At 40.4% G+C, this 24,830-nt stretch carries 18 protein-coding genes, 1 tRNA gene and 2 rRNA genes; 9 read left to right on the top strand and 12 right to left on the bottom strand.

Features of this window, described 5'->3' with window-relative positions:
- Nucleotides 1-3: 3 nt before the first annotated feature.
- The 3 genes from QZZ43_RS12585 to aroQ form a co-directional block, all read right to left on the bottom strand.
- Nucleotides 4-77: transfer RNA gene (locus QZZ43_RS12585), tRNA-Asp, on the bottom strand.
- A gap of 180 nt (nucleotides 78-257) precedes the next feature.
- Complete coding sequence (pyk, locus tag QZZ43_RS12580) at nucleotides 258-1,697, bottom strand: pyruvate kinase (RefSeq protein WP_291859853.1); 1,440 nt, start codon at nucleotides 1,695-1,697, stop codon at nucleotides 258-260.
- Nucleotides 1,698-1,733: 36 nt separating this feature from the next.
- A complete protein-coding gene (aroQ, locus tag QZZ43_RS12575; protein ID WP_291859850.1) occupies nucleotides 1,734-2,153 on the bottom strand; it encodes a type II 3-dehydroquinate dehydratase in 420 nt (139 codons plus the stop codon).
- Between the two features lie 438 nt (nucleotides 2,154-2,591).
- On the opposite strand from aroQ, the gene xerD reads away from it, so the two are divergent.
- Entirely contained in the window at nucleotides 2,592-3,491 is a 900-nt protein-coding gene (xerD, locus tag QZZ43_RS12570) for a site-specific tyrosine recombinase XerD (RefSeq protein ID WP_291859847.1), read from the top strand.
- Between the two features lie 340 nt (nucleotides 3,492-3,831).
- A complete protein-coding gene (pckA, locus tag QZZ43_RS12565; RefSeq protein WP_291859845.1) occupies nucleotides 3,832-5,451 on the top strand; it encodes a phosphoenolpyruvate carboxykinase (ATP) in 1,620 nt (539 codons plus the stop codon).
- Between the two features lie 57 nt (nucleotides 5,452-5,508).
- Here the strand turns inward: pckA and QZZ43_RS12560 are convergent, their stop codons facing one another.
- On the bottom strand, nucleotides 5,509-6,369 hold the full coding sequence (locus QZZ43_RS12560; protein WP_291859842.1) for a TIGR01777 family oxidoreductase: 861 nt from the start codon (nucleotides 6,367-6,369) through the stop codon (nucleotides 5,509-5,511).
- Between the two features lie 639 nt (nucleotides 6,370-7,008).
- Here QZZ43_RS12560 and QZZ43_RS12555 point away from each other — a divergent pair.
- A complete protein-coding gene (locus QZZ43_RS12555) occupies nucleotides 7,009-7,185 on the top strand; it encodes a hypothetical protein (protein ID WP_291859839.1) in 177 nt (58 codons plus the stop codon).
- A 162-nt stretch (nucleotides 7,186-7,347) separates the two neighbouring features.
- On the opposite strand, the gene QZZ43_RS12550 is transcribed toward QZZ43_RS12555, so the two are convergent.
- The 3 genes from QZZ43_RS12550 to folP are packed head-to-tail and all read right to left on the bottom strand — an operon-like array spanning nucleotide 7,348 to nucleotide 10,395.
- Nucleotides 7,348-8,697, bottom strand: a complete 1,350-nt coding sequence (locus QZZ43_RS12550) for a mechanosensitive ion channel domain-containing protein (protein ID WP_291859835.1) — start codon at nucleotides 8,695-8,697, stop codon at nucleotides 7,348-7,350.
- Nucleotides 8,698-8,706: 9 nt separating this feature from the next.
- Nucleotides 8,707-9,486, bottom strand: a complete 780-nt coding sequence (gene cdaA, locus QZZ43_RS12545) for a diadenylate cyclase CdaA (protein WP_291859833.1) — start codon at nucleotides 9,484-9,486, stop codon at nucleotides 8,707-8,709.
- 36 nt (nucleotides 9,487-9,522) lie between these two features.
- Nucleotides 9,523-10,395 (bottom strand): dihydropteroate synthase, encoded by an 873-nt coding sequence (gene folP / locus QZZ43_RS12540; protein ID WP_291859830.1) that lies wholly within the window; start codon nucleotides 10,393-10,395, stop codon nucleotides 9,523-9,525.
- Nucleotides 10,396-10,538: 143 nt separating this feature from the next.
- Between folP and QZZ43_RS12535 the strand changes: the two genes are divergently transcribed.
- The 5 genes from QZZ43_RS12535 to QZZ43_RS12515 all read left to right on the top strand — a co-directional run bounded on the left by QZZ43_RS12535 (nucleotide 10,539) and on the right by QZZ43_RS12515 (nucleotide 18,601).
- Nucleotides 10,539-11,108 (top strand): DUF1599 domain-containing protein, encoded by a 570-nt coding sequence (locus QZZ43_RS12535; RefSeq protein WP_291859827.1) that lies wholly within the window; start codon nucleotides 10,539-10,541, stop codon nucleotides 11,106-11,108.
- Between the two features lie 31 nt (nucleotides 11,109-11,139).
- On the top strand, nucleotides 11,140-12,372 hold the full coding sequence (locus tag QZZ43_RS12530) for a BT_3928 family protein (protein WP_291859824.1): 1,233 nt from the start codon (nucleotides 11,140-11,142) through the stop codon (nucleotides 12,370-12,372).
- On the top strand, nucleotides 12,369-13,124 hold the full coding sequence (gene tpiA, locus QZZ43_RS12525; protein WP_291859821.1) for a triose-phosphate isomerase: 756 nt from the start codon (nucleotides 12,369-12,371) through the stop codon (nucleotides 13,122-13,124). Before QZZ43_RS12530 ends, tpiA begins: the two co-directional genes overlap by 4 nt.
- 74 nt (nucleotides 13,125-13,198) lie before the next feature.
- A complete protein-coding gene (gene prmA, locus QZZ43_RS12520; protein ID WP_291859818.1) occupies nucleotides 13,199-14,044 on the top strand; it encodes a 50S ribosomal protein L11 methyltransferase in 846 nt (281 codons plus the stop codon).
- Nucleotides 14,045-14,062: 18 nt separating this feature from the next.
- The gene (locus QZZ43_RS12515; RefSeq protein ID WP_291859816.1) at nucleotides 14,063-18,601 is read left to right on the top strand and encodes a hypothetical protein; all 4,539 of its coding nucleotides are present in this window, start codon (nucleotides 14,063-14,065) and stop codon (nucleotides 18,599-18,601) included.
- Nucleotides 18,602-18,832: 231 nt separating this feature from the next.
- Here the strand turns inward: QZZ43_RS12515 and QZZ43_RS12510 are convergent, their stop codons facing one another.
- A complete protein-coding gene (locus QZZ43_RS12510; protein ID WP_291859813.1) occupies nucleotides 18,833-22,501 on the bottom strand; it encodes a PAS domain-containing hybrid sensor histidine kinase/response regulator in 3,669 nt (1,222 codons plus the stop codon).
- Nucleotides 22,502-22,615: 114 nt separating this feature from the next.
- Between QZZ43_RS12510 and arfB the strand changes: the two genes are divergently transcribed.
- Complete coding sequence (gene arfB / locus QZZ43_RS12505) at nucleotides 22,616-23,026, top strand: alternative ribosome rescue aminoacyl-tRNA hydrolase ArfB (RefSeq protein WP_291859810.1); 411 nt, start codon at nucleotides 22,616-22,618, stop codon at nucleotides 23,024-23,026.
- Between the two features lie 4 nt (nucleotides 23,027-23,030).
- Here the strand turns inward: arfB and QZZ43_RS12500 are convergent, their stop codons facing one another.
- From QZZ43_RS12500 to QZZ43_RS12485, 4 genes are all read right to left on the bottom strand, one after another.
- Nucleotides 23,031-23,744 carry a DMT family transporter gene (locus QZZ43_RS12500; RefSeq protein WP_291859808.1) on the bottom strand — a complete coding sequence of 238 codons (714 nt, stop codon included), beginning with the start codon at nucleotides 23,742-23,744 and terminating at the stop codon, nucleotides 23,031-23,033.
- A gap of 29 nt (nucleotides 23,745-23,773) precedes the next feature.
- Nucleotides 23,774-23,956, bottom strand: a complete 183-nt coding sequence (locus QZZ43_RS12495) for an EamA family transporter (protein WP_291859805.1) — start codon at nucleotides 23,954-23,956, stop codon at nucleotides 23,774-23,776.
- A gap of 296 nt (nucleotides 23,957-24,252) precedes the next feature.
- Nucleotides 24,253-24,363: ribosomal RNA gene (gene rrf, locus QZZ43_RS12490) — 5S ribosomal RNA — on the bottom strand.
- A 135-nt stretch (nucleotides 24,364-24,498) separates the two neighbouring features.
- Nucleotides 24,499-24,830: ribosomal RNA gene (locus tag QZZ43_RS12485) — 23S ribosomal RNA — on the bottom strand; the annotation flags it as partial.

The raw sequence follows: 24,830 nt of genomic DNA, 5'->3' as shown, positions 1-24,830 counted from the left end.
TTGCGGTCTGGACGGGACTCGAACCCGCGACCTTCGGCGTGACAGGCCGACATTCTAACCAACTGAACTACCAGACCAGAAAAAGAGCGCTACCCTTTTGTTTTAAAGCGTTGCAAAGATAACGGTTCTTTTCATTTCTGCAATACAAAAAGAAACTTTCTTACTCTTTTTTCTCCTTTTTGCCTCCTGAAAAAAGAACCGCCAATTTAACTATTTGATAAATTGGCGGTTGATAAAAAAGTAATTATTGAAGGAATTTAGTCTTCCTTATCGGAAAAACGATTGGTCTTTTTCAAAAGAGCTTCAACGGTCACAATTTCAAGATAGGTTGTTCCGCCCCCAATACCAAAACTACCACCTAGATAAGCAATCAGGTCTTCATCATTAATCACCTTTACAGCTTGCAAACGACTGAGTGTATTTTTCAATATCTCGCTTTTTGAACTTCCGGCTTCCGTTAATTCTGGAAATACTCCATACGACAATGCCAACTCACGTCCTACCCTTTTGTTGTAACACAGGGCAACAACAGCATTTTGTCCACGAAAAGCCGACAAATAGCGAGCTGTTTTTCCGGTAAGGCTGTCAGTAAGGACGGTCTTAATATCAAGTTCTTTTGAAGCTTTAACCGCAGTATCAGCCAGATAAGCAGTAATATCATGTTTCACTACGTCTACGGGAATATCATTTCGGCTGTCTTTAGCAACTTCCACTTCACGGGCAATACTGGACATGGTTTGCACCGATTCAACCGGATAGGCACCATAAGCAGTCTCTCCGCTAAGCATAATAGCATCGGTACGGTAGTAAATGGCATTAGCTACATCGGTAACCTCTGCCCTCGTAGGACGAGGATTCTTAATCATAGAATGCAACATCTGAGTAGCGACAATCACCGGTTTTTTTGCCTCAACACACTTCCGGATCAGCTGACGCTGAAGACCAGGAATTTTCTCCTGTGGAATTTCAATCCCCAAATCACCACGGGCAACCATAACACCGTAAACATTTTCCAAAATCTCATCAATATTCTCAACCCCCTCCTGATTTTCAATTTTGGCAATAATCTTTACCGGGCTGTCCTGTGCATCCAGAATTTTCTGAATCTCCAACACATCCTCCTTGTTCCGGACAAAGGAATGGGCAATAAAATCAATTTCGTTTTCAATAGCGTAACCAATGAACCCTTTATCGCGCTGTGTTAACGAAGGAAGATTAATTCGAACCCCGGGTACATTTACACTCTTTCTGCTTCCAAGTGTACCGTTGTTCATCACCCGGCATCTAACCCCTCCGTTCTCTTTGGCAATAACCTCAAGGTCAATTTCGCCATCATCAATAAGAATATGGCTCCCGACAGACACATCATCGGCAATTTGAGTATAGGAAACACAGATTCTTTTCTCATCGGTTTTACTGTCAGGATCACCCAGCAACAACAATTCAGATCCTGTTTTCAACTCTATATCCTGGTCCGAAACGGTAGTTCTCACTTCTGGTCCCTTCGTATCTATCAATATGGCAATTTCGTCAGAAACTTCCCGGATATTCGTCACAATTTTATTGATTCCTTCAAAATCGAGATGCGCAGTATTTAATCGTGCCACATTCATTCCCGCTTCGAAAAGTTCTCTTACAAAATCAACTTCACATCGTTGATCCGACACAGTTGCCACAATTTTGGTGAATTTCTTCATTCTTTGCTAATTTTCAGATATAAAATATATAATAGTTCAATAATTCAAAAAAGCTTCAATTGCCAGGCGGTACGAATTCATACCAAAACCTGATATAACACCTCTGCATACGGGTGATAAAAAGGAGTGATGCCTGAACTTCTCGCGCTTGTAGACATTGGAGATGTGCACCTCAATCACAGGAGTTTCAACAGCCGAAATGGCATCTGCAAGTGCTACCGACGTATGAGTATAAGCTCCGGCATTAAGCACAATACCATCAGCAGAGAACCCAAACTCATGAATTTTATTAATGATCTCTCCCTCAATATTTGATTGAAAATAATCAATCTTTGTCTTGGAGTATTTTTCTTGTAAGATGAAGAGGTAATCATCAAAAGATTGATTTCCATAGGTATCGGGTTCCCGCACACCCAATAAATTCAAATTGGGGCCATTGATAATGAGGATATTCATAACAATAGATCGTTAGGTTCTTAGATATTGATTGTTTGACGAATCATATAACATTTATATTCTGCACTTTACCACAAACGCCATTTTTGAGAACAGACAATTTACTCACAGAGCTTTACACAGGGTTAACGGGCTATTGTCATAAAACAAAAATTCTATAATTCTGCAAAAATACGACAATGGTGTAGAATAAAAAAGCAACTAAAAATTATTTATTAAACAACTAAAAAACAATACCTTAATTAACACAAGAACAAATTATTGACTCACCTGTTGTAACAATATATTACATTTCAGGAATATATAGTAAAATAATCGGAGAAATATTTGCATTTACATAAAAATTTTTTGCAACTTTAACCTACAATTATCATTTTGGGTTTTTAAGTAAAGTGATAAACTTCTTGTACTCCATACAACAAACAAATCAAAGAAACGATGAACTGGGAAAACGAAATTGAAGGATTTAAGAATTATCTGAAGATCGAGAAAGGACTTTCGGACAATTCCATTCACGCCTATATCACTGACCTATATAAACTTGTACATTTTCTCAAGGAAAAACAATTTGACATTAGTCCGGAAAAAGTAAAACTCGACCATCTTAAAGCAATGCTTGAGTGGGTTAACAACAAGGGAATCAGCCCCCGTACGCAAGCAAGAATAATTAGTGGCATCAAATCTTTTTACAAATACCTGCTTATTGAAGAAAAGGTGGACCGTGATCCTACGGCACTGCTCGAAACGCCCAAAGTAGGCCGCAAACTTCCGGAAATTCTGTCGGTGGAGGAAATCGACACCATCATCAATGCTGTTGACACAAAGAAAGCTGAAGGTCAGAGAAATAAAGCTATTCTTGAGACCTTGTACAGTTGCGGACTCAGGGTCTCGGAATTAATCGATCTAAAAATTTCGAATCTGTTTTTCGAATCCGGTTTTGTTAAAATAGAAGGCAAAGGCAGCAAAGAAAGACTGGTTCCTATCAGCACCAAAGCTATCAAAGAGATTAATCTATACCTGAGCGAATACCGTCGCAATTTAAAAGTCCACCCCGATCATGAAGATATTCTTTTTCTGAATCGCAGAGGAAAAAAATTATCAAGAGTCATGATATTTACAATAATCAAAAATATCACGAAGAAACTGGGGTTTGAAAAAAACATCAGTCCACATACTTTCCGTCACTCTTTTGCCACCCATTTAATTGATGGAGGTGCCAACCTCAGGGCGGTTCAGGAGATGCTTGGACACGAGTCTATCATTACCACGGAAATTTATACGCATCTGGATAAAGAATATTTGAAAAACACCATTATTCAATACCACCCAAGATCGTAAACGTCACCTCATCAAATACAATATCAAATACAATAACAAAACAGGCATTTAAAGTTATTTAATACTTAATTACTCTTTTAGATGTTCTTTTTAACAACTTAAACTTGTGCTTTAAGCTACATTGTGTTAAATTAAAACGGTCATTCCTTACGAATGGCCGTTTTTTTGTCATCTACCATCATGAAAGCCCTAAAAACCAACATTTTAAAACAAATACATAGCAAAAACTTAAAATCATTTAATGATTTTTTTCTTTATTAAGGTATTTTTTATACTTTTGGGGGAATTCAATTTAAAAAACTCATCACAAGAGTATTATAAAAAGTAAAAAAAATTTAATATGCAAAAACCAAATTTAACTAAGTACGGTATTAAGGACGTTAAAGAAATTGTCCACAATCCTTCTTATGAAATTCTATTTAAAGATGAGACCAACCCAAACCTGGAAGGTTATGAAAAAGGTGTAGTAACAGAACTGCGTGCTGTTACTGTAGATACAGGAGTATTTACTGGTCGCTCACCGAAAGACAAGTATATTGTCAAAGACAAAACCACCGAGGATACCATATGGTGGACTTCCGGGCACGCCCCCAACGACAACAAGCCAGTGACTCCTGAAGTATGGGAAGATTTGAAAGAAATGACCATTCAGCAGCTTTCGGGAAAGAAGCTATATGTGATGGACACTTTCTGTGGAGCCAATCCTGACACGCGTCTTAAAGTAAGATTTATCATGGAAGTTGCCTGGCAGGCACATTTCGTAAAAAACATGTTTATTCGTCCCACCGAAGAGGAATTGGCCAATTTTGGAGAACCTGATTTTGTTTCTTTAAATGCTGCCAAAACAATCAATACAAAATGGAAAGAGCACGGCTTGCACTCTGAGGTTTATACTGTATTTAACCTCACTGAGAAGATGCATGTGCTTGGTGGATCATGGTATGGCGGAGAGATGAAAAAAGGAATATTTGCCATGATGAATTATTTACTTCCGCTTCAAGGAATTGCAGCCATGCACTGTTCTGCAAACGTAGGCACCAAAGGCGACACAGCTATTTTCTTTGGTCTTTCAGGAACCGGCAAAACCACTCTTTCTACAGATCCCAAAAGAGCACTGATTGGTGATGATGAGCACGGATGGGATGATGATGGAGTCTTCAATTTTGAGGGAGGCTGTTACGCCAAAACCATTAACCTGGACAAGGAAGCTGAACCCGATATCTTTGAAGCCATCAAACGTGATGCTCTTTTGGAAAATGTGGTAGTTGATGAAAACGGCATAATTGATTTCACGGATTCATCAAAAACAGAAAACACCCGGGTTTCTTACCCTATTTATCACATCCATAACATTGTAAAGCCTGTTTCAAAAGCAGGCCATGCAAAGAAAGTCATTTTCCTTACGGCTGATGCCTTTGGCGTAATGCCCCCGGTTTCCAAACTCACACCGGAACAAACAAAATACCACTTCTTGTCCGGTTTTACTGCAAAACTGGCAGGAACTGAACGTGGCATCACTAAACCGGTTCCAACTTTCTCCGCTTGTTTTGGTGAAGCTTTTCTTTCTCTTCATCCCACCAAGTACGCTGAAGAACTGGTAAAAAGAATGGAAGCTGCAGGTGCTACTGCCTATTTGGTAAACACAGGCTGGAATGGTACCGGAAAACGCATTTCCATTAAAGACACCAGAGCAATTATTGACAGAATCCTGGATGGATCCATCGAAAAATCTGAAACTAAAGTCGTACCGATTTTTAATCTGGAAGTTCCCACATCACTCGAGAATGTGAATCCGGAAATTCTGGACCCCAGAGATACTTATAATAATACTGAGGATTGGGAAGAAAAAGCAAAAGATCTTGCCTCCAGATTCATTAAAAACTTTGTAAAGTATACTGATAATGAAGAGGGTCAGATGCTGGTTACAGCGGGTCCTCAACTCGACGAAGTAACTGCCTGAGATAATTTGGTTTATCTATCTGTTTAAATGAACGGGGTACAGCAATGTATCCCGTTTTTATTTGTCCAGCAAGTTGGTCAACGCCAGCCTGATATCCGGAAACTCAAACTGAAAACCACTATCCGGAAGCCGGTGCGCAACTACCTTCTGGCCTTTGGTCAAGACTCCTGCAGCACCTCCATACACCAAACGCAAAACAAATTCAGGGATAACAAAAAATGCGGGACGGTTTAAAACCGCACTTAATGCAGAGGTAAACTCTGCGTTGGAAATCATCTGGGGAGCGACTATATTGAAAACGCCCTTTTGGTCTTCGTGGTCAATAATCCACTCAACAGCAGCAGTTAAATCATCGATATGAATATAGGGCATGGGCTGCAAACCATCACCTATTCGTCCACCAACTCCCATTTTAAAAGGTAAGGACATCTGTTTCAAAGCCCCGCCATCGGCGGACAGCACCATTCCCAGGCGTATGATGGACAATCGAACTTTTCGGGTATCAATATTCATAGCTTCAGCCTCCCATTGTTGACAAACCATGGAAAGATAGTCATCCGCATATTCGGTTGAATACTCATCATGCACCTCAAATGTATCATAGATACCCACTGCAGACGCTGACAAAAAAACCGACGGAGGCTGACTCATTCCATTCATCGCTTCCACTAGTTTTCGGGTCGTCTCTGTACGACTTTTCAAAATGGTGTCTTTCCACTTTTCTGTCCACCGTTTTAAAATAGGAGCCCCGGCCAGATGGACTATGACATCAATGCCACTCAACTTACTCTGCAAGTGTTCAACACCTCCCACGAAGTCACTGCGTCCAATGCCGGTTACGCAATGACCTGCATTCAAAAGCCGCTCAGACAAAGCTTGTCCTACTAAACCGGATATCCCACTAATCGCTATATTCATCCGCTTGGAGTTTTCAAAATTATTCTTCTTCTTAAACCTGCCTTTGGTCAGACCCTCAAAATTCTTTAATATAAGGTCTTTGAAAGAAAATACCAAAAACTATCAAACAATGTAAATTAATACAGTTTGTCTCCGTTAAAACCGTTTGATTTTGTTTCTCGATTTTTATCGTCATAAAATCAAGAGGCAGTTCACACTCTGCAAATTTTCCTAGTAAAATATTAAACTCTTCTATTGTACTCTGGCAAGAAGCCAGAGTACAATAGAACAAACTTATAATAAGTAAATTCTTCATTTTTAATTGTCTGTTGGTCTTCATAATCAACACCAACCATTATTGGCTCACCTCCTTCTAAAGTGTTATCAATTACATTTTGTCCTGCTGTGGCATTGCCATTTGCAGTTGTAACAACCCCGTTTGCATAGTAGTAAATCTAGCTAATGCTTCATCAAAAAACCGTGCCCCGTAATCATACCAATCCAACTCTCCATTCCCGATTTTATCATCCTGCAGCTCTTTGCCGTTGTAAAGGTAATCATTCTCAACTCCACCAATATACCGTTCAGCCGCCGTTCCAAATGGATAATAAAAATTTTTCTGATTGGTAGCATTATTACCATTACTCTTGTATTACCCAGATGGTCTTTCAGGAAATGGATTACCTGGTAAGGAATACCGAGTTTCTGCTTGATACCGATGTTATCAAAAAAATTCAGGAGATTCAAACACTGCCGAAGGAAGATAGAAACCACCTGTTCTATGTGGTGGACAACATTTTGCAAAATGTAAGGTCGAAACAGGCATTTGCGGGATAATAAAAAAGCTCGGATAAAGCACCGAGCTATTATTTAGATTACTTCACTACGTTCACAATGGCGGAACTTGATAACTACTTTGCAGTGCCATTGCCAGCAAAGTGAAGCAATTTTTTCTCAGGAATTAGGTTCCTCCGGACAATAACGAATCTATTTGAACCATCATCCTCCTTTTGGTTCCCACCCTGATTTGAAGTGCAAATCCCTCTGAGGAAAAGGAATAGTTACACCATTATCACGGAATTTGGCATCAATGGTAAAGCGTATTTTGCTTTTAAGAATTTCCACATAAAAGACTTCCTCTACCCAAAAAAACAAACGAAAATCCAGAGAAGAGTCTCCAAAATCCCGGAAAAGCACATGAGGTTTGGGTTCATTGATAACTTCATCCTGTTCGAGGGCACTCTCTATGAGCAGTCTTTCCACCAATCTTACATCCGACCCATAGGCAACACCAACCTCAACATGAAAACGGGTTCGTTGTTCGTTGTAACTCCAGTTAATAACCTTATCCCCGACAAAATTATGATTGGGCACAATCATAATGATGTTGTCACGGGTAAGTATCTTTGATGTTCTTAATCCAACGTCCATGACCCGCCCAATCAACTCCGACTCAATCTCCACCACATCTCCAACCTTTATTAACCCCTCAAACAAAACTACCAGCCCCGAAATATAATCATTGAACAGTCCCTGAATACCAAAGCCGAGTCCAACCAGCAATGCTGCAGAACTGGCGACCAAAACAGTAATATTAATGCCGACAGAATCCAGTACAAGAACAATGGCCACCACCCACAAAGCATATTTCAACAACTGAAAAACTGTTTTGGACTGACCCATGTTCAGACCTTTGGACAGCACGTGGCGTGTATAAATAACTTCAATCAGCCGAATTCCCAGAGAGACACCATATAGAATTATAAGAGCGTACACCAGAACCCCTGCTGTAATTGCCACTTCATTGATGGAAAAAAGCTGATCATTAAATAATTTCAATAAAAATGAACCGGCCAGTTGAAGCCACAGATTCCCCAGCAAAATAAACAGCAACAACATTGCAAAACGGCGCAATTGCTTTGCTATATTTCTGTCGAAGCGCCATTTCTCTGCAGCGTTGGATATAAATCTTTTAACAAACTTATTAAAAATAAACAACAAGTAAACACCAACCACAAGTGTTAAAAGGAAAAAAGGAGAAAGAGGTATTTCATCGGCTATAGTCACCACAGGCGTACCAAAAAACTCCCGAATATTTAATCCAAGAACACTCAGAGCCCAAATAGAAAAACCAATAACAGCAATACCTCTAATGACCCATGCCAAGGTCATCAAGAAGATCTTTTTCATTTCGGAAGCTCCCGAAGCCATCTTCCCGGGCTGGGTAAAAATCCATGCGATTATCAAAATAAGCACTATCAGTGCCAGTTGAATATACTGACTGTAATCAAGAGCCAACAGCCATCCCTCGCTGTATCCGGGCATTTCGGTGATCAATGAATCAATCATAAGAAATTTTTAGTTGGTAAGTCCTGCATCTTCCAGTCTTTTTTCCAGCTCTTCTATTGAGATATTATACTCACCTCTTCCATTTTGAAAAAAACTAATGCGCCCCCGCTCTTCGGACACAACAATAGCCACAGCATCAGTTGATTCAGTAATTCCCATTCCCGCTCGGTGGCGAAGGCCAAAACGTTTTGGAAGTTCCATATTTTGAGAAACGGGTAAAATACAACCTGCCGCTTTTATCTTGTTTCGATTAATAATGAGGGCTCCGTCGTGCAAAGGGCTATTTTTAAAAAATACCGATTCAATCAACCTGCGCGAAATCACTGCATTAAGGAGTTCCCCGGTATGGACGAAATCAAGCAGTTCCGAATTTTTGGTAATAACAATCAGGGCCCCCGTTTTAGATTTGGCAAAATCTTCACAGGCCGTAACAACCGGCCTGATGTATATGTTCATCATACCAGCCGATTTGCTATCAAAGAACCGGTCGAAAGAAAACTTGTTGTGCAAATTATATTTACTTCCCAGTAAAAGTAAAAATCGCCTGATTTCCTGCTGAAACACAACAATAATAGCCAGTACCCCGACATTCACAAAATTGTCGAGAATAGTGGATGAAAGATCCATATTTAATGACTTGATAACAAGCCAAAAAACGATAAATGCAAAAATTCCAATAAAAATATTCAGCGCTACTGTCCCTTTTATCAGCTTATATAGCCGATACATAAGGTAAGCAACCAGAAAAATATCGACCAGGTCGATAAATCTTATTTCCAAAAAGGTCATATAGTTGTTTTTGAAATCAAAACATGGCAGACAATACTACAATTGCCTTGTTTTTGCCACTAATTTAACACATTCTGCGGCTTCTTTGACATCATGAACCCTTAAAATTTTGGCTCCACAGGTAAGAGCCAATGTATTAAGAACAGTAGTGCCGTTCAGAGAGGTTTCAGGAACACCACCAATAAACCTGTAAATCATTGATTTTCTGGAAACACCTACTAATAATGGAAGCTCAAACATCTTAAATTGTTCAAGATTATGCAGTAATTCATAGTTGTGATCAATTGTTTTTCCAAATCCGAATCCAGGATCCACAATTATATCGGATACGCCTCTGCTTCGGAGTTGGTCAATTTTTTCGGCCAGAAATAAAACAACATCTCCTGTTACATCTTTATAATGAGGCTTTTGCTGCATAGTTTGCGGATCGCCTTGGATATGCATCAAAATGTAAGGAACATTCAGGCGGGCAACCGTATCAAACATTGAGTCATCCAACTGTCCGGCAGAGATATCATTAATGATATCCACACCATATTCGCCCACTGCTTTTTCAGCAATTTGGCCTCGGAAAGTATCCACGGAAATCAACAAATCAGGCCAATTTTCTCTGATGGCAGACAAAACAGGCCACAAACGCTTTCCCTCCTCCTCTTCCAGTACATGATCAGCCCCGGGACGAGAAGAATAAGCACCCACATCAATCATGTCGCCTCCTTCTTCAATAACCTGCTCCACCCGTTCCAAAGCAGCCTCTACAGATTCCAAACGACCTTTGTCATAGAAACTGTCGGGTGTTATATTGATAATCCCCATCACTTTGGGTTGACTTAAATCAACCAGGCGCCCATTACAATTAATGGAAAAACCCGATTTCAGAAATTTATTTTCGACCTCGTATTGTTTCATTTTTGGCTGTTTTCTTTTAATCACCTATTAACTCTAAAAAATGGTTGGTTTCAAAGGTAGAGATAATGTTCAAAACAAGATAAAAAGATTTAAGTCATCATGTTCCACAGCTTTTTTGTAATTTTACGGCTCAAATTTGAAGTATGGCCCAAAAAACCGATCAACAATACGAACACGTCATCAAGATATGCCGCGACCTTTTTAAGAAGAAAATGAAAGATTACGGTACAGCCTGGCGCATTTTACGGCCCAGTTCCATGACCGACCAGATTTTCATCAAAGCCCAGCGCATCAGAAGCATTGAAACCAAAGGAACATCAAAAATAGAGGACGACATCAGGTCAGAGTTTATTGGCATTGTAAACTATGCCACCATGGGGCTCATTCAATTGGAACTTGGCCCATGCGATCAGCCCTCAATGGATGCTACTCAAACTTTGGAACTTTACAACAAGCATATCTATGTTGCCAAAAACCTGATGACCGATAAAAATCATGATTACGATGAAGCCTGGCGAAGTATGCGCATCAGTTCATTTACCGACCTGATACTGATGAAGCTCCACCGCACCAAGCAGATTGAAGACAATCAAGGCAAAACGTTGGTTTCGGAAGGAATAGATGCCAACTACATGGACATGATCAATTATGCTGTTTTCGGCCTCATTAAAATCGAATTTCCTGAAGAATCCGAAGAAAATCCAAAAAATTAAAATCATAAGTTCAACTTAAATCAAAATAAAAATGTGGAATATTCTGCGATTTTTAAGCCGTATTATTGTTGGTGCCACATTCCTGTTTTCGGGCTTTGTCAAGGCAGTTGATCCCGTCGGCGGAGCCATCAAATTCCACGACTATTTTCAAGCATTCTCTATGGACTGGCTAATACCTCTGTCCATGCCGGCAAGTATTGCTCTGGCCACATTGGAATTCCTGATAGGTGCTATATTGTTGTTCAATGTTTTCTCAAAAAGAATTGCTGTCACCGCATTCTATTTCATGGCATTCTTTACGGTCCTAACACTGGGGCTGGCCCTATTCAATCCGGTTACCGACTGTGGCTGTTTTGGCGATGCCCTTATTCTTACCAACTGGCAGACCTTCTGGAAAAATGTAATCATTATGATTTTTGCCACTATTTTGTTCCTTTCCCGGAAACAGTTAAAATCGCCATACGCCCCATTAATGCAAAATGTATTTCTTATTGTTGTACTGGTCTATACTGTCGGCATCTCCATTTATAGTATTCGCCATTTACCTCTGGTCGATTTTCGACCCTACAGTATAGGAAGCAACATACCTGCGGGCATGACCATTCCGGAGGATGCGCCCCAACCGGAATATAAAACCACTTTCATTTTAGAGAAAAACGGAACGCAAAAAGAATTCAACGAAGACAACTATCCATACCAAGATACTACCTGGGTGTTTGTGGACAGCAAAACCAAACTTATTAGCAAGGGGTACACCCCTCCCATTCATGATTTCGTATTGCAACATCCTGAAAACGGGAATATTACAGACCAGCTATTGGGATTAAGAAAGCCGTTGCTCCTGGCCATTTCGCCGGACATCAGTAAAGTTGATAAAGACCATGCATTAAAACTTGCACAACTGCAACAGGTTAGCGCAGAACAAGATTTTCCGTTTTACGTGGTTACTTCTTCCACCATCGATGATGCAGAATCCTTTAACGACAGGAATAAAACCCATTTCGAGTTTCTCCAGGGCGACGAAACCAACCTGAAGACCATCATCAGGTCAAATCCGGGACTGCTATTGATTGTCAATGGAACCGTCGCAGGAAAATGGCATTATAATGACCTGCCAAAAGCAGCAGACATGAAACAGCCGCTCAGCACGGCACTAAAACAACAACAAAATAACAGAACCCGAATGATATTACTAGGGCATGCATTCTTTATTGCCCTTCTGTCGATATTTATATTAAAAACAAGTAAAAACAAAAACCAATGAGACAAAACATTGTAGCAGGAAACTGGAAAATGAACAAAAACCTTCAGGAAGGTATAGAACTGGCAAAAGAACTTCAAAGCGTTTTGGCATCCAATAAGCCCAACTGCCGTGTAGTTATCGGAACGCCGTTTATTCACCTTACCGAGGTATGTAAAATTGTGGATCAGGATCTGATTGGTGTGTCTGCACAGAACTGTGCAGACCAGGAATCCGGAGCCTATACCGGCGAAGTATCTGCCGAGATGGTAAAATCAACAGGCGCACGTTACGTAATCCTTGGCCACAGTGAACGAAGAGCCTATTACGGTGAAAACAATGCCATTTTGAAAACCAAAACCGAACTGGCAATTAAAAACCAGCTGACACCTATTTTCTGCATTGGAGAAGTATTGGAAGAGAGAGAAGCCGACAAACATTTTGATGTTGTAAAATCACAAATCGAAGAGGCCCTTTTTCATCTTTCAGCCGACGATTTCAAAAAAATCGTTTTGGCCTACGAACCTGTTTGGGCAATCGGAACCGGCAAAACTGCCAGCTCTGACCAGGCGCAGGAAATGCATGCCTTCATCCGCAAAACACTTGCCGGGAAATACGGACAGGAAGTTGCTGATGAAATCTCAATTCTTTATGGCGGAAGCTGTAAACCTTCGAATGCCAAAGAATTGTTTTCCAATCCTGATGTGGACGGTGGTCTTATCGGTGGTGCTTCACTCAAAGCTGAAGACTTCCAGGGCATCATTGCAGCATTTTAATGACAATCATCTTTTAATAGACCTGCTCTTTCCTTTAGGGCAGGTCTTTTTTTTCCTAAAGCAGAAGGTACACCATGCAATACAAAAAAATTCTCCTCCAAATCTCTCCTACCGATGAAACTGCACGGGAAATACTCATTGCACAACTCTCGGAAACCGGATTCGACAGTTTTATGGAAACAGACGAAGGTCTTGAAGCCTATATTTCCAAAGACCGATATCAACCTTTGAACGGAACTTTGATTCCGTTTCTGAATACACCTGATTATCAAATCAACATCACCACAGAAGATCTTGAAGATAAAAACTGGAACGAAGAGTGGGAAAAAAACTATTTTAAACCCATTGTTATAGGAGACCAGTGTCTGGTAAGATCTCCATTTCATGAAAAGCCCGCGGAAGCGCCCCTCTATGAAATTCTAATAGAGCCCAAAATGGCTTTTGGTACCGGGTATCATGAAACAACCAGTCTCATGATTCAACATTTGCTTGAAATGGATTTGACTCAATTTAATGTGTTGGATATGGGATGCGGGACAGGCATACTTGGTATTTTAGCTGCCCTGAAGGGCGCACTAAAAATTCTGGGAATCGATATTGATGAGTGGGCGGTTGAAAATGCCAAAGAAAACATAAAAAACAACCAAATCACCAATATGGAAGTGGCATTAGGCGATACATCATTATTCAGGGGAAATCAAAAATTCGATTTAATACTGGCCAATATCAATCGCAATATTTTATTGGAAGATATGCCGCTCTACGACCAGAACACCGCCACGGGCACTCATATTTTCCTGAGTGGCTTTTACCGGGAAGACCTCCCAAAAATTGAATCGGTTGCCACCCGACTCGACTGGAAACAAATTTCACTCAAAGAACAAAACAATTGGGTGGCCGTATCGTATAGGAAAAAATAAATTCAAATCGGTGGCATAATGATTGAACTTTTTCCTGATGATAATTCCTCTCCTTCGCATTTTAAGCGAATGGTGTTCTATATTTTCATTTTTCTGATTTTTTCATCTCCCCTGTTTTCTCAAACTCAGCATTTTAAAGAGTCTGGAGAAGCAGGCTATTTCGAAAAGATTGAAGAAATATTCGAAATATCAGCCGAAAGAAAGCGAGCCAATGATTTTCTTGACCAGTTTGAGGAATTCTGGATTTCCCCAAACACTCCCCAGGAAGCAAAAGAAGCGATCATTGAAATATCGGATTTATTATACGAAAAAAAGGCTACAGCTTTTCCCGACTACCACCTGTTTTTATCGACAATTCAACTGTTTGTCCAAAATGACCAGATAAACAATAATTTTAGCGTTTGGCGCAACGCAGCGCAAACTTACCTGACTCGCCCCAGGTATTACACACGACATTTCAATGATTTATTGAGCGTGACCCAGGGTATCATCAGCGAAAAACGAATCTTTGGTGGCCCAGGCGTTGACTGGTATTCGCGCTCTCCGGAATTTCAGTTTCATCTGATTCAGGATACTCTTAAATTATACATCCCAAATACCCGTCTGGTTTGTCACTCACGAACCGACAGCATCGAAATATACCAAACTTCCGGAAATCTGAATGTTTTGACAGGTATCTGGGAGGGAAGTAAAGGACGCGTTACCTGGGAAAGAAGCGGGTTTGAAGCCAATAAAGTATATGCCACTTTCAACGATTACCGGATCGATATGAGCAATCCCGGTTTCACTGTAAAAGATGCCACCTTTTACAACCGACAATACTTTAACGGGCCATTAAAAGGAGCTCTGGAGCATAAAGTTACGTTCATTCGAGATCCATCCTCAAGCCTCTACCCAAAATTTGAATCTTACGATCAGTTATTTAATATTGAAAATATACACCCCGGATTGCATTACAAGGGAGGTTTTTCACAGCATGGAGCAAAGTTTCTGGGTTCGGGTACCGACCAAAATCCTGCAACCATATCAATTTTCAGAAATGATACGCTTTTTGTGTCAGCCAAGTCGAAAATGTTTTCACTTCGAAAAGATGAAATTCTTAGTCGGGAAACAGAAGTGACCATACATCTGGACACAGGTCAGATACACCATCCCGGACTGGAATTCAAGTACATGTCACCCGATCGCAATTTATATCTGATTCGAAGCGGAGAGGGTATTTCTCAAAGCCCTTTTTTCGATACCTATCACAATGTCAGCATCAATTCCGAAATCATTCAATGGAACCTGGACAGCGATTATATGGAATTACGAATGCTGGATGGGGCAGCTAAAAATCGATCATTTTTTGAATCACTAAGCTTCTACCGGGAATCATTCTTCAACTACCTACAGGGAATGGATGCCATACATCCGCTGATAGGACTTCGAAACTGTTATTTCAACAACAAACAACAACCGTTTACCGCCAGAGATTATGCCCGATTTCTGAATCTGCCCGAAAGCCAAATACGTCAACAGGTACTTTCTCTTTCATTCCATGGATTTGTGGATTTTAACATCAACACGGATACCATTAAAATAAACCAAAGACTTACGGATTACATTAAATTCCGCATGGGAAAAAAGGATTATGATGTAATCCGTTTTAAATCAGTAACAGATGAACGGGTGCCTAATGCTATTTTTGATTTAAGAAACTATGACCTAGCGCTCAACGGAGTTGAGAATGTGTCCATCAGCGACCACCAAAATGTAGTTTTTCTACCCGAAGACCAAAAAATCACTTTAAAATACAACCGAAATTTCAGTTTTAACGGACACATTCTGGCCGGTATGATTGAGCTCTTTGGCAACGGGTTTTTCTTCTCTTACGATGATTTCCGAATCGATATGCAAAACATCGATTCCATGCGAATGAGTATTGCATCCGACCGATTGGATCAATACGGTCGTCCACTCCTGAGAACAATCGACAATACCATAGCCCGATTGTCTGGCTATCTTCAAATTGACACAGCCAACAACAAATCAGGCATAAAAGACCACCCCAATTTCCCGGTATTAGTCAGCGACAGAAATTCATATGTTTACTACGAACGTCCTGATATTCAGAATGCAGCATACAATACTGAAAATTTCTATTTTGAGCTGGAGCCTTTTGAAATTGACAGTATTAACGAATTAAACCTGAAAAACATTGTTTTCGACGGAAAACTGGTCAGCAATATATTCCCCGAGCTGGAAGATCAGTTGGTTGTGCGCCGGGACTATTCGCTGGGTTTTGTAAAACAATCTCCTCCCGAAGGCTATCCTGTTTACAACGGAAAAGCACAGTTCACCAACGAAATCGACCTGAGCAACCGTGGACTCAAAGGGAACGGACGCCTGGACTATCTCACAAGTTCCGCAAAGTCGGAGGATTTCACCTTTTTGCCCGATGAGACCAATGGACCTGCAGAAAGTTTCAATATTGAGCCTCAAACCACTGGGATTGAATACCCTGATGTCCAATCCGAAAACGTAAAACTCATATACAAGCCCCTGGAAGACAAACTGCTTACAGAAAGCACCAACTCCGAATTTCATATTTTTCAAAAAGAAACTTCATTAAAAGGTGGTTTGACTCTTGCCCCTGCAGGTCTTCAGGCAAGGGGAACCCTACTCATGCCCTCAGCAAATCTGATTTCAGAAAAAATGGATCTTACGCATCATACATTGATGGCCGACAGTGCCGATTTTAATCTCATTGGAGGTGAAGAGATGGACGGTGTCTCCTTTAAAACCAATAACCTGATTGCACAACTTGATTTTGAAGAACGTCAGGGCCGTTTTACTTCACGCGATATGGGCAATACGGTCGAATTTACAGAAAATCTTTTCATGGCCTACATCAGTGAATTTTCGTGGAATATGGATAAAAACGATATTTATATGGGCGCCAGCGGTTCGGCCGGAAACAGGTTCGTCTCGACCCACCGCCGACAGGACTCTCTTGAATTTCTGGCTCCATTGGCCGTTTACGACATAGAAACAAAAACAATTCAGGCAAGCGAAGTTTCCAACATAGAAGTTGCTGATGCCGATATTATTTTAAATAATGGCATTATTAATATTCGAAAAGATGCCGAAATAGATCCGCTCGATTCCACCTCCATCATTCTAAATGGTTCGACACATCAGTTCAAAAATGCACATATTACAGTAGAAGGCAAATTTGAATACTTTGGTTATGGAGAATACGATTTCACCAATGGAAACGACAAGCAATACGTCGTCGATTTTCATAACATCGGGGTGGATGACAATCAACGCACTTTTGCCGAAGGCGCCATTTCTGACGAACAACTCTTTACCTTCGACAATCATTTTGCCTACAAAGGAGATATTGCGCTCAAAGCGGAGGAGCCTCTATTGACGTTTGACGGAGGTACCCAGATGTTACATCGCTGCTCCCAAAAAGGCCCCCAGGATTACATAAGATTTAATGCTCCAATAGATCCCAAAAAGGTGAGAATTCCTATAGAAGAGAAAACCACCAACACCGAGCTTGAGCGATTGAGTCATGATGTCTTTCTGCAAATAGATTCGACGCATGTTTACAGTGCCTTCCTGGAAAAACACCGCAGAATTAACAATGCATCCATCGCCGGATCTGAAGGATTTCTGAGATACAACCAGGAAAACAATAGCTTTGAAATCGGAAGTGAAAGAAAGTTTGAGTACCCCGATTCTGCCGGTAACATCATACGGTTTCGTGAGGATGACTGCTCGGTAAGTGCAGAGGGCAAATTAGCCTTTAGTATGGATTTGGAACAAGTAAAATTGTTTGCATCAGGAAAAATTGAACATTTTCGAGAAACCAATGAAGTAAACATTCATTCAATGTTCGGAACTTATTTCATGCTTGATGATGCCAGTATTTTTACCATGGCAAATGCCATTCGAAGTTCAAAAGCACCCATTGCCAAACACAATAAAGAGACCACTGAAAAGAGATTAAGAGAGTGGATGAAAGGTGCTGATGCAAAAAAACTTGCAGATCTTGTTCAGCCAACCACCGACATCTCTGAAATTTTACCCGCAGAATTACAGCATACGCTTTGCTTTACCGATATTGAGTTCACCTGGGACACGCCTTCCCGGTCCTATGTTGCCAATGGAAAAGCAAGTCTGGGATGGATAAAAGACCAGTCGATAGCCAAAGAGGTTGACATAAAAGCCCTGATTTCAAGAAGCCGGGGTGGCAATTCGTTTGAGATACACATCAAAGCTGACGAGAACACCTGGTTCTTCTTTAGCTACAACAATGGCAAAATGTTGATTCTTTCATCGCTGGACGAATTCAATAAGGGTATTCAGGCCCTTGACATTGATGTGAGAAAGATGAAAACCGGGATGGGACAACCGGATTATGTTTTCCAACTGGGGTCTAAAAACCGCCTGAGAAGCTTCATGGATTTCTTTGAAACCCCTGACGAAGAAGCTGTTGATAATGTGTCAGAAAAGGGAATTGTGGAATCGGAAGATGAGTCAGGAGAAGCACAAATCCCTTAAAAAAGATACTTTCTCAGGAGTGGCATTTGAAACTGGTTGTTTCAACAATAGTTCGAAAAAAGTCTAAACGCAGAGACATAATAACGTAAAATATATACTATCAAAAGTTTTCAATCATTCACCCGAATATCTCAAATCGTTAGTTATCGGCCACTTGCAAAAACTAAATGCAGTATTGCTTCAAAGCAGAAAAAAAGTTCAGAGGCAAGAGCAAAAAAACGATAACTCCAGTTATTCGGGCATAACGGGTAGCGTAAAATAAAAAACTGAACCCACTCCAGGAGTAGATTCCAGCCAGATTTCACCACCCAAAAGTTCCACATGCCCTTTACATATGGCAAGCCCCAGACCGGTTCCTCCGTATTGTCCCTTCACAGAACTATCCGCCTGTACAAAACGCTCAAATATTCTCTTCTTCATTTGTTTGGAAACCCCTATTCCCGTGTCTTTCACAAAAAATCTGTAATAGGCATCTTCCTGTGCTTCAAACCCCATTTCTATACTTCCCTCTTCAGTGAATTTTAAAGCATTTCCGAGCAGATTAATGAATATCTGACGCAATTTCAATTCATCGGTCATAATCACTGCTTTTTCATCATCCACTCCCTTTCTAATCTCCAATAAAATCCCTTTATCCTTTGCTTTGGAACGAAAAACAGAATAAAGCTCTGATACAAGTCCGCCAATATTAACAGGAGATACAGTCACTTTGTCCTGCCTTGTTTCGATGGCCGAAATAGTCAGAATATCATTCACCAGCTCCAGTAGTTGCCGGCTGCTGTTCACAATGATCTTGGTAAACTCTTTCCTATCAATATCGGTAATGTAATCCATTCCGAGCATCTCGGAAAAACCGATGACAGCATTCAGGGGCGTTCTGATTTCATGCGACATATTCTGCAAAAAAGCCGTTTTAAGCTTCTCGCTTTCTTCAGCCCTTTCAATCGCCAGACTCAGGTCCTCGTTAATCCGGGTAAGCTCCTCGTTCATTGTCAGATACTCCTCATTCAGTGCAGCATATTCTTCATTCTGACGTTCCAGCAATTCCCGACTTTCATGAAGAGCCTTTTCTGCCATTTTTCGTTCGGTAATATCTCGTCCAACACCAATTATTTCAATGATGGAACCCTCCTGGCTTAAAACAGCAGTATCATTCCACGACAACCATTTCCACCCCTCATTGGTCATTGCCCTTTGTTCCAGCATCACATGATGAGGAGGATTTGAAAGTTTCTTAATTTGCTGTGCAGTAGAGGCCTGATCCTGAGGATGCACCAATGGCATAAACTTGGTATTCAGGAGTTCTTCTTCCGATTTTCCAAACATTTTGCAGTAAGATGGACTCACATAAGTGAGATAACCCTCCCAATCAATTTTTACAACTAAATCATTTTGATTTTCAACAAGCAATCTATACTTTTCTTCACTCATTTTGAGTGCTGTTTCAGCTTTTACGCGGTCGCTGATGTCCCGGCCAACTCCCAGAACCCATGGAACCCCATTGTTTTCATCTAACAAGAGTGTTGTGACCATTTCCATAGGTAGCGGTTCGCCTGTTTCCGTTTTAACATCAACCTGCGACCTAATTACTCTCATTGACTCATCTCCCATGCCAAAACGTGCCAATCGCAAGGGCATCAGTTGTTTCAACTCCCGACCGGACTCCTCCATTAATACTTCATTAAAGCCTTTACCCACGATTTCCAGGTAATCTTTCCCCGTAAGTTTTTTCACAGAAGGGCTGACATAAACAAACTGTTCCAGGTGAGGATTGTAGAGCCATATAAGGTCTTCAGCATTCTCAGATATCAACCGATAGCGTTCTTCGCTTTTCTTCAGCCTGGCTTCGGCCTTTTTTCGAAGAGTTATATCAGAAAAGATGGTAGCAAATCCATTTGTTCCCCAGGGAGCAGCCGATAATTTCAGAAACTTTCCATGTTCTTTAGAATACGTCTCGAACACAACAGCTTTTTGTTCCTGAACAACCTGGCAATATTTTTCAAAGTAAGATGGAACCCTATCAAACAATTCGATTGCATCTTTCCCAACTGTCTCTTCACGTTTGACGCCTATTAAAGATTCATAAGCCTTGTTAATCTCCAGAAATCTGTAGTTAACAGGCTTTCCTTCATCATCAAAAATCATTTCGTTAAAGGCCACTCCTTCCAACATATTAGAAAACAAAGAACGAAATCGCTCCTCACTAAACTTTAAGTCGGAGGCCTGCTTTTCGACCTGTTTTTCAAGAATGAGTCTTCTATTACTCATTATCATCACCAAACCGGAGAGAAACAATGAAATTATTAGTCCAAAAAATAAATTTGCTTGGTATTCTCTTTTTCTGTAGGACTTAAAAAAACCCTGTTCGGCAGATATGGAAATAGCAAATGTCTTTCCATAAAAGAACTCCAGCAAATGAAGGGTGAGCCCCTTCTTTTGATTTTCCACCAAACTAAAAAAATTGATTTTATCTTCATTTGAACGGCTTCGATAATCAACCAAACGCACATTGGAACTAAAAAAATTATTTTGCACAGAATTACCTACCGAAAAAATATCTTCAAGTTTTCCTAAATCAAGAGATAAAAACACGAACCCGCAACTGTTCCCTGCATTATCTTCAGTTCGCAAAAACAAATCTATTCTCTCCTGGCCATCTTTCATATAACTCATTGTAGATGAAATGAAACCTGTGTATAAGGTCTCCAGGACTGCTCCAAACCTCAATTTATCTTCACTGACAACATACTGACCCTTTTCGAATAAAAGATTATCTGAGGGCAATTCATACTCCACAAAAAAACCCTTTCCTGGTTCTTGCCGAACCCAGCCCACAGAGCTAACCATGGGATAACTGAGAAGATAATCAACGTAAGAGCCAAATTCAATCTGAGAAACACTATCGCTGGAAGAAAAAAGTTGTGCACTCCCATAAAGCGTATGTCTTACCATATCCAATGCACCAGAGATAGATTCTCCTTCTGAGGATACCACTTGAGAAAAAACTCCATACTGAAATGTTTTCTCTTCATTAATCTCCGAAATTACGGAGTAAATGGTAATCACAAGACTTGCACAGAAAACCCAGATTCCTTCCCAATAATGAAACTTCTCCTTAGAAAACTGCCTGCTCCGCTTATTCCTAATTTGGATCAGTCGAAATCCTCCTAAAATGAGGATTAGTAAACTCAGAGAAACAACTATTGGCAAGATTTTGACTTTGTTTATCTGGTACTCCCAATCCTTCTGATTTACATCCACCCCCAAAACCATTAACACTTCACTCTTGTCAATATTAAACATTGGTGCAAAACAACTGACAAAATCTCCACCCCTGCTTGTGGATGAGCGTGTAATTAAAGTAACCTGTTCCTCAAAAACTTTTTTAAGTTCAGGCGGCGGATTCAGGTATCTGGAACCAATCTCTCTGTACAATGAATCATCAGGCATAAAGCTTTCCGGACCAAAAAAGAAATCTCCACCCCTTTCCTTTATAGTGTATATACCTTGTATGCCGGAATAATAGAAATAGTTTTTTATTTGTTCGGAGATTCTTTGAAAATAAGGAGACTCAACATCATCGGCGGTGAAAGTCAACTTCTCAATATGTTCGGCATGAAAAGAATGAGCCAAATTAAGGGTATTGTTACGAAGGTGTTGTTTAACAATATTCTCCTGTTCGTTAACCGCTTCTTTTGTCACCAAAAGCCCACCTATAACTATAATTAACGCTGCCAGAATACCGCCAAACTTACTCCCCAAAGAAGTTAAATTTGTGCTCAGCAATCTGGTTCCAGTTTCTGCATAAAGTGCTCTCCTCTGCTTGAAAAACAACCATACCAATAAAAGTAAGGCACCACCAAAGAAAAATAAATCCAAATATTTTAAAATAAACAGCATTCAGGAAAACTTTTTATTTTTCCTAAATTATACATTTTAATTGTAATTTAAAGTGGTTAATATTGATTTTTATTATCTCATTATTTGTAAAACCGAACAGTATCAATCCGCAGCATGAATAACAAGTTAATTAACAGAGACTTTGCAAAAGAATTATCTTTTTCAGCCAAGCGAAGTAGTGGGGCAGGCGGACAAAATGTCAATAAAGTAAATACAAAAGTAGAGTTGCGATTCTCCATTCCTGATTCAACTATTCTTTCCAACAGAGAAAAAGAACTACTGAAATCCCGACTGGCAAATAAATTGACGCATAAAGGCGAACTGATCCTCATGGCTGAAACAGAACGCTCTCAACTCCGCAATAAAGTACAGGCTATTAAAAGATTTTACACATTACTGGAATGGGGCCTCAGACCTGTTAAAAAAAGAATCCCTACAAAGCCTTCAAAAGCGTCAAAAAGAAAACGACTCGATGAAAAAAAGAAACTTTCAGAAAAGAAAAGCCGCAGAAAAGGGAAGCTTTAAAATTCTATTTTTTTTTATCGGTTCTTTTAGTTTTTGAAAAGACTCCTATTGCCATTACTGCTCCAATCAACACCAGAATAGCTCCAAAATAAGACAAAGCATTCACTGCAGGCACATCAAACCAACTTACATCTGTCCACAGCAAAATCTCCAAAATAATAAACGTGATGACAGGATTGGCTGTTATGATAATACTTATTTTATTGGCTTCAGTATACTTTAAAGCCAGGGACAATGCACCATAAGCAGCCAGTGTATTTCCCCCCATGAACAACAAAATTAACACCGCCCAGAAAGATTCTATTGAAGCGATGGAGGAGAAATCGGCCAGCGGAATAAACAAAAGTGCAGGAACTCCATACAAAACCAGATTAATCTGGGCCGAAGGAATTGTTTTTACAAGAATCTTATTCAAAATAGCATACCCTGTCCACGACCATGCACCCAAAAGAATCCATAAAACTCCCTGATTTAACATGTCAGGTGTTCCGATTAACCTTTGCAACTGCTGATAGTAAAAGAAAGCGAAACCGATGATGGCAAGCAGAAAACCTGCACCCCTTATCCACGAAAGTTTTTCCTTGAAAAATAAAAAACCCGTAAAGGCCAAAGTTATAGGTCCCACCTGAATCATTACCTGGGTAACAGCAGGACCGGTATAATTAACGCCCTGCATAAAACCAATATAATTAATCCCTAACAGAAAGCCTGCAATCAACAGTTTAACGGGCGGACGTTTAAGAATATTCAGATATCGGGGCTTTTTATTAAAAACCAAACAGCCAGAACACTAAAAGCCATTGTAAACCGCCACCACACCACCGTATAGGGGTCAAAAAAGTTAAGAGCTACCTTCAGGACGATTGCCAATGCTCCCCACAAAGAGGCAGTTGTTGCAGCATAAAGCAATCCCTTGGATGAATCGGTCATAAACTAGTTTTTGGAATCAGAAAAACGAATAAGTTTGTAAAGGTAGGAGATTTTATTAAAAATCAGGGGCCTCTCCCGGCCCTTCCCAGGGAGGTAAATTTGGAAGTGATGATTTAGCATCGCTTCAGTTTGTCCGTGTGGATTTCCAAATCCACGCGGTAATAGCTTGTGGAAATCTTAAAAAGCCGTTTTTCGGCTTTGCTTCTTTCAAAAAAATGATGCGAATTGGAATTCGCACCTCCTTACAACAAAAAAAAGCCGCTCCAGAAACTGGAACGGCTTTTTTGACTTTAAAAAGTCGGCGGCGACCTACTCTCCCGTTTTTACACAGTACCATCGGCGCTAACAGGCTTAACTTCTCTGTTCGGAATGGGAAGAGGTGGAACCCTGTTGCTAAAACCACCTAAATGAGGGCCTCCCCTAACCCCTCCAAAGGAGGGGGATTTGAAGGTAATATCTTTGACATACTGGAAAAGATTCAAAAAGAAAACTTACATTTATTGCTCATTGTAATAATGCTTCAGTGTGGAAGCGGGCTTCCTCAACTTAAAAGTTTTGGGTAATTAGTACTGCTCGGCTCATACGTCACCGTATTTACACCTGCAGCCTATCAACGTCGTCGTCTGCAACGCCCCTTATATGGAAATCTTATCTTGAGACAGGCTTCGTGCTTAGATGCTTTCAGCACTTATCCCTTCCAGACTTAGCTACTCAGCGATGCTCCTGGCGGAACAACTGATGCACCAGAGGTCTGTCCATCACGGTCCTCTCGTACTAATGACAGGTTCTCTCAAATTTCCTACGCCCACAACAGATAGGGACCGAACTGTCTCACGACGTTCTGAACCCAGCTCGCGTGCCACTTTAATGGGCG

Source organism: Marinilabilia sp., from assembly GCF_016278715.1.
GTDB lineage: Bacteria > Bacteroidota > Bacteroidia > Bacteroidales > Marinilabiliaceae > Marinilabilia.
This window is presented reverse-complemented; position numbering and strand designations above follow the sequence as displayed.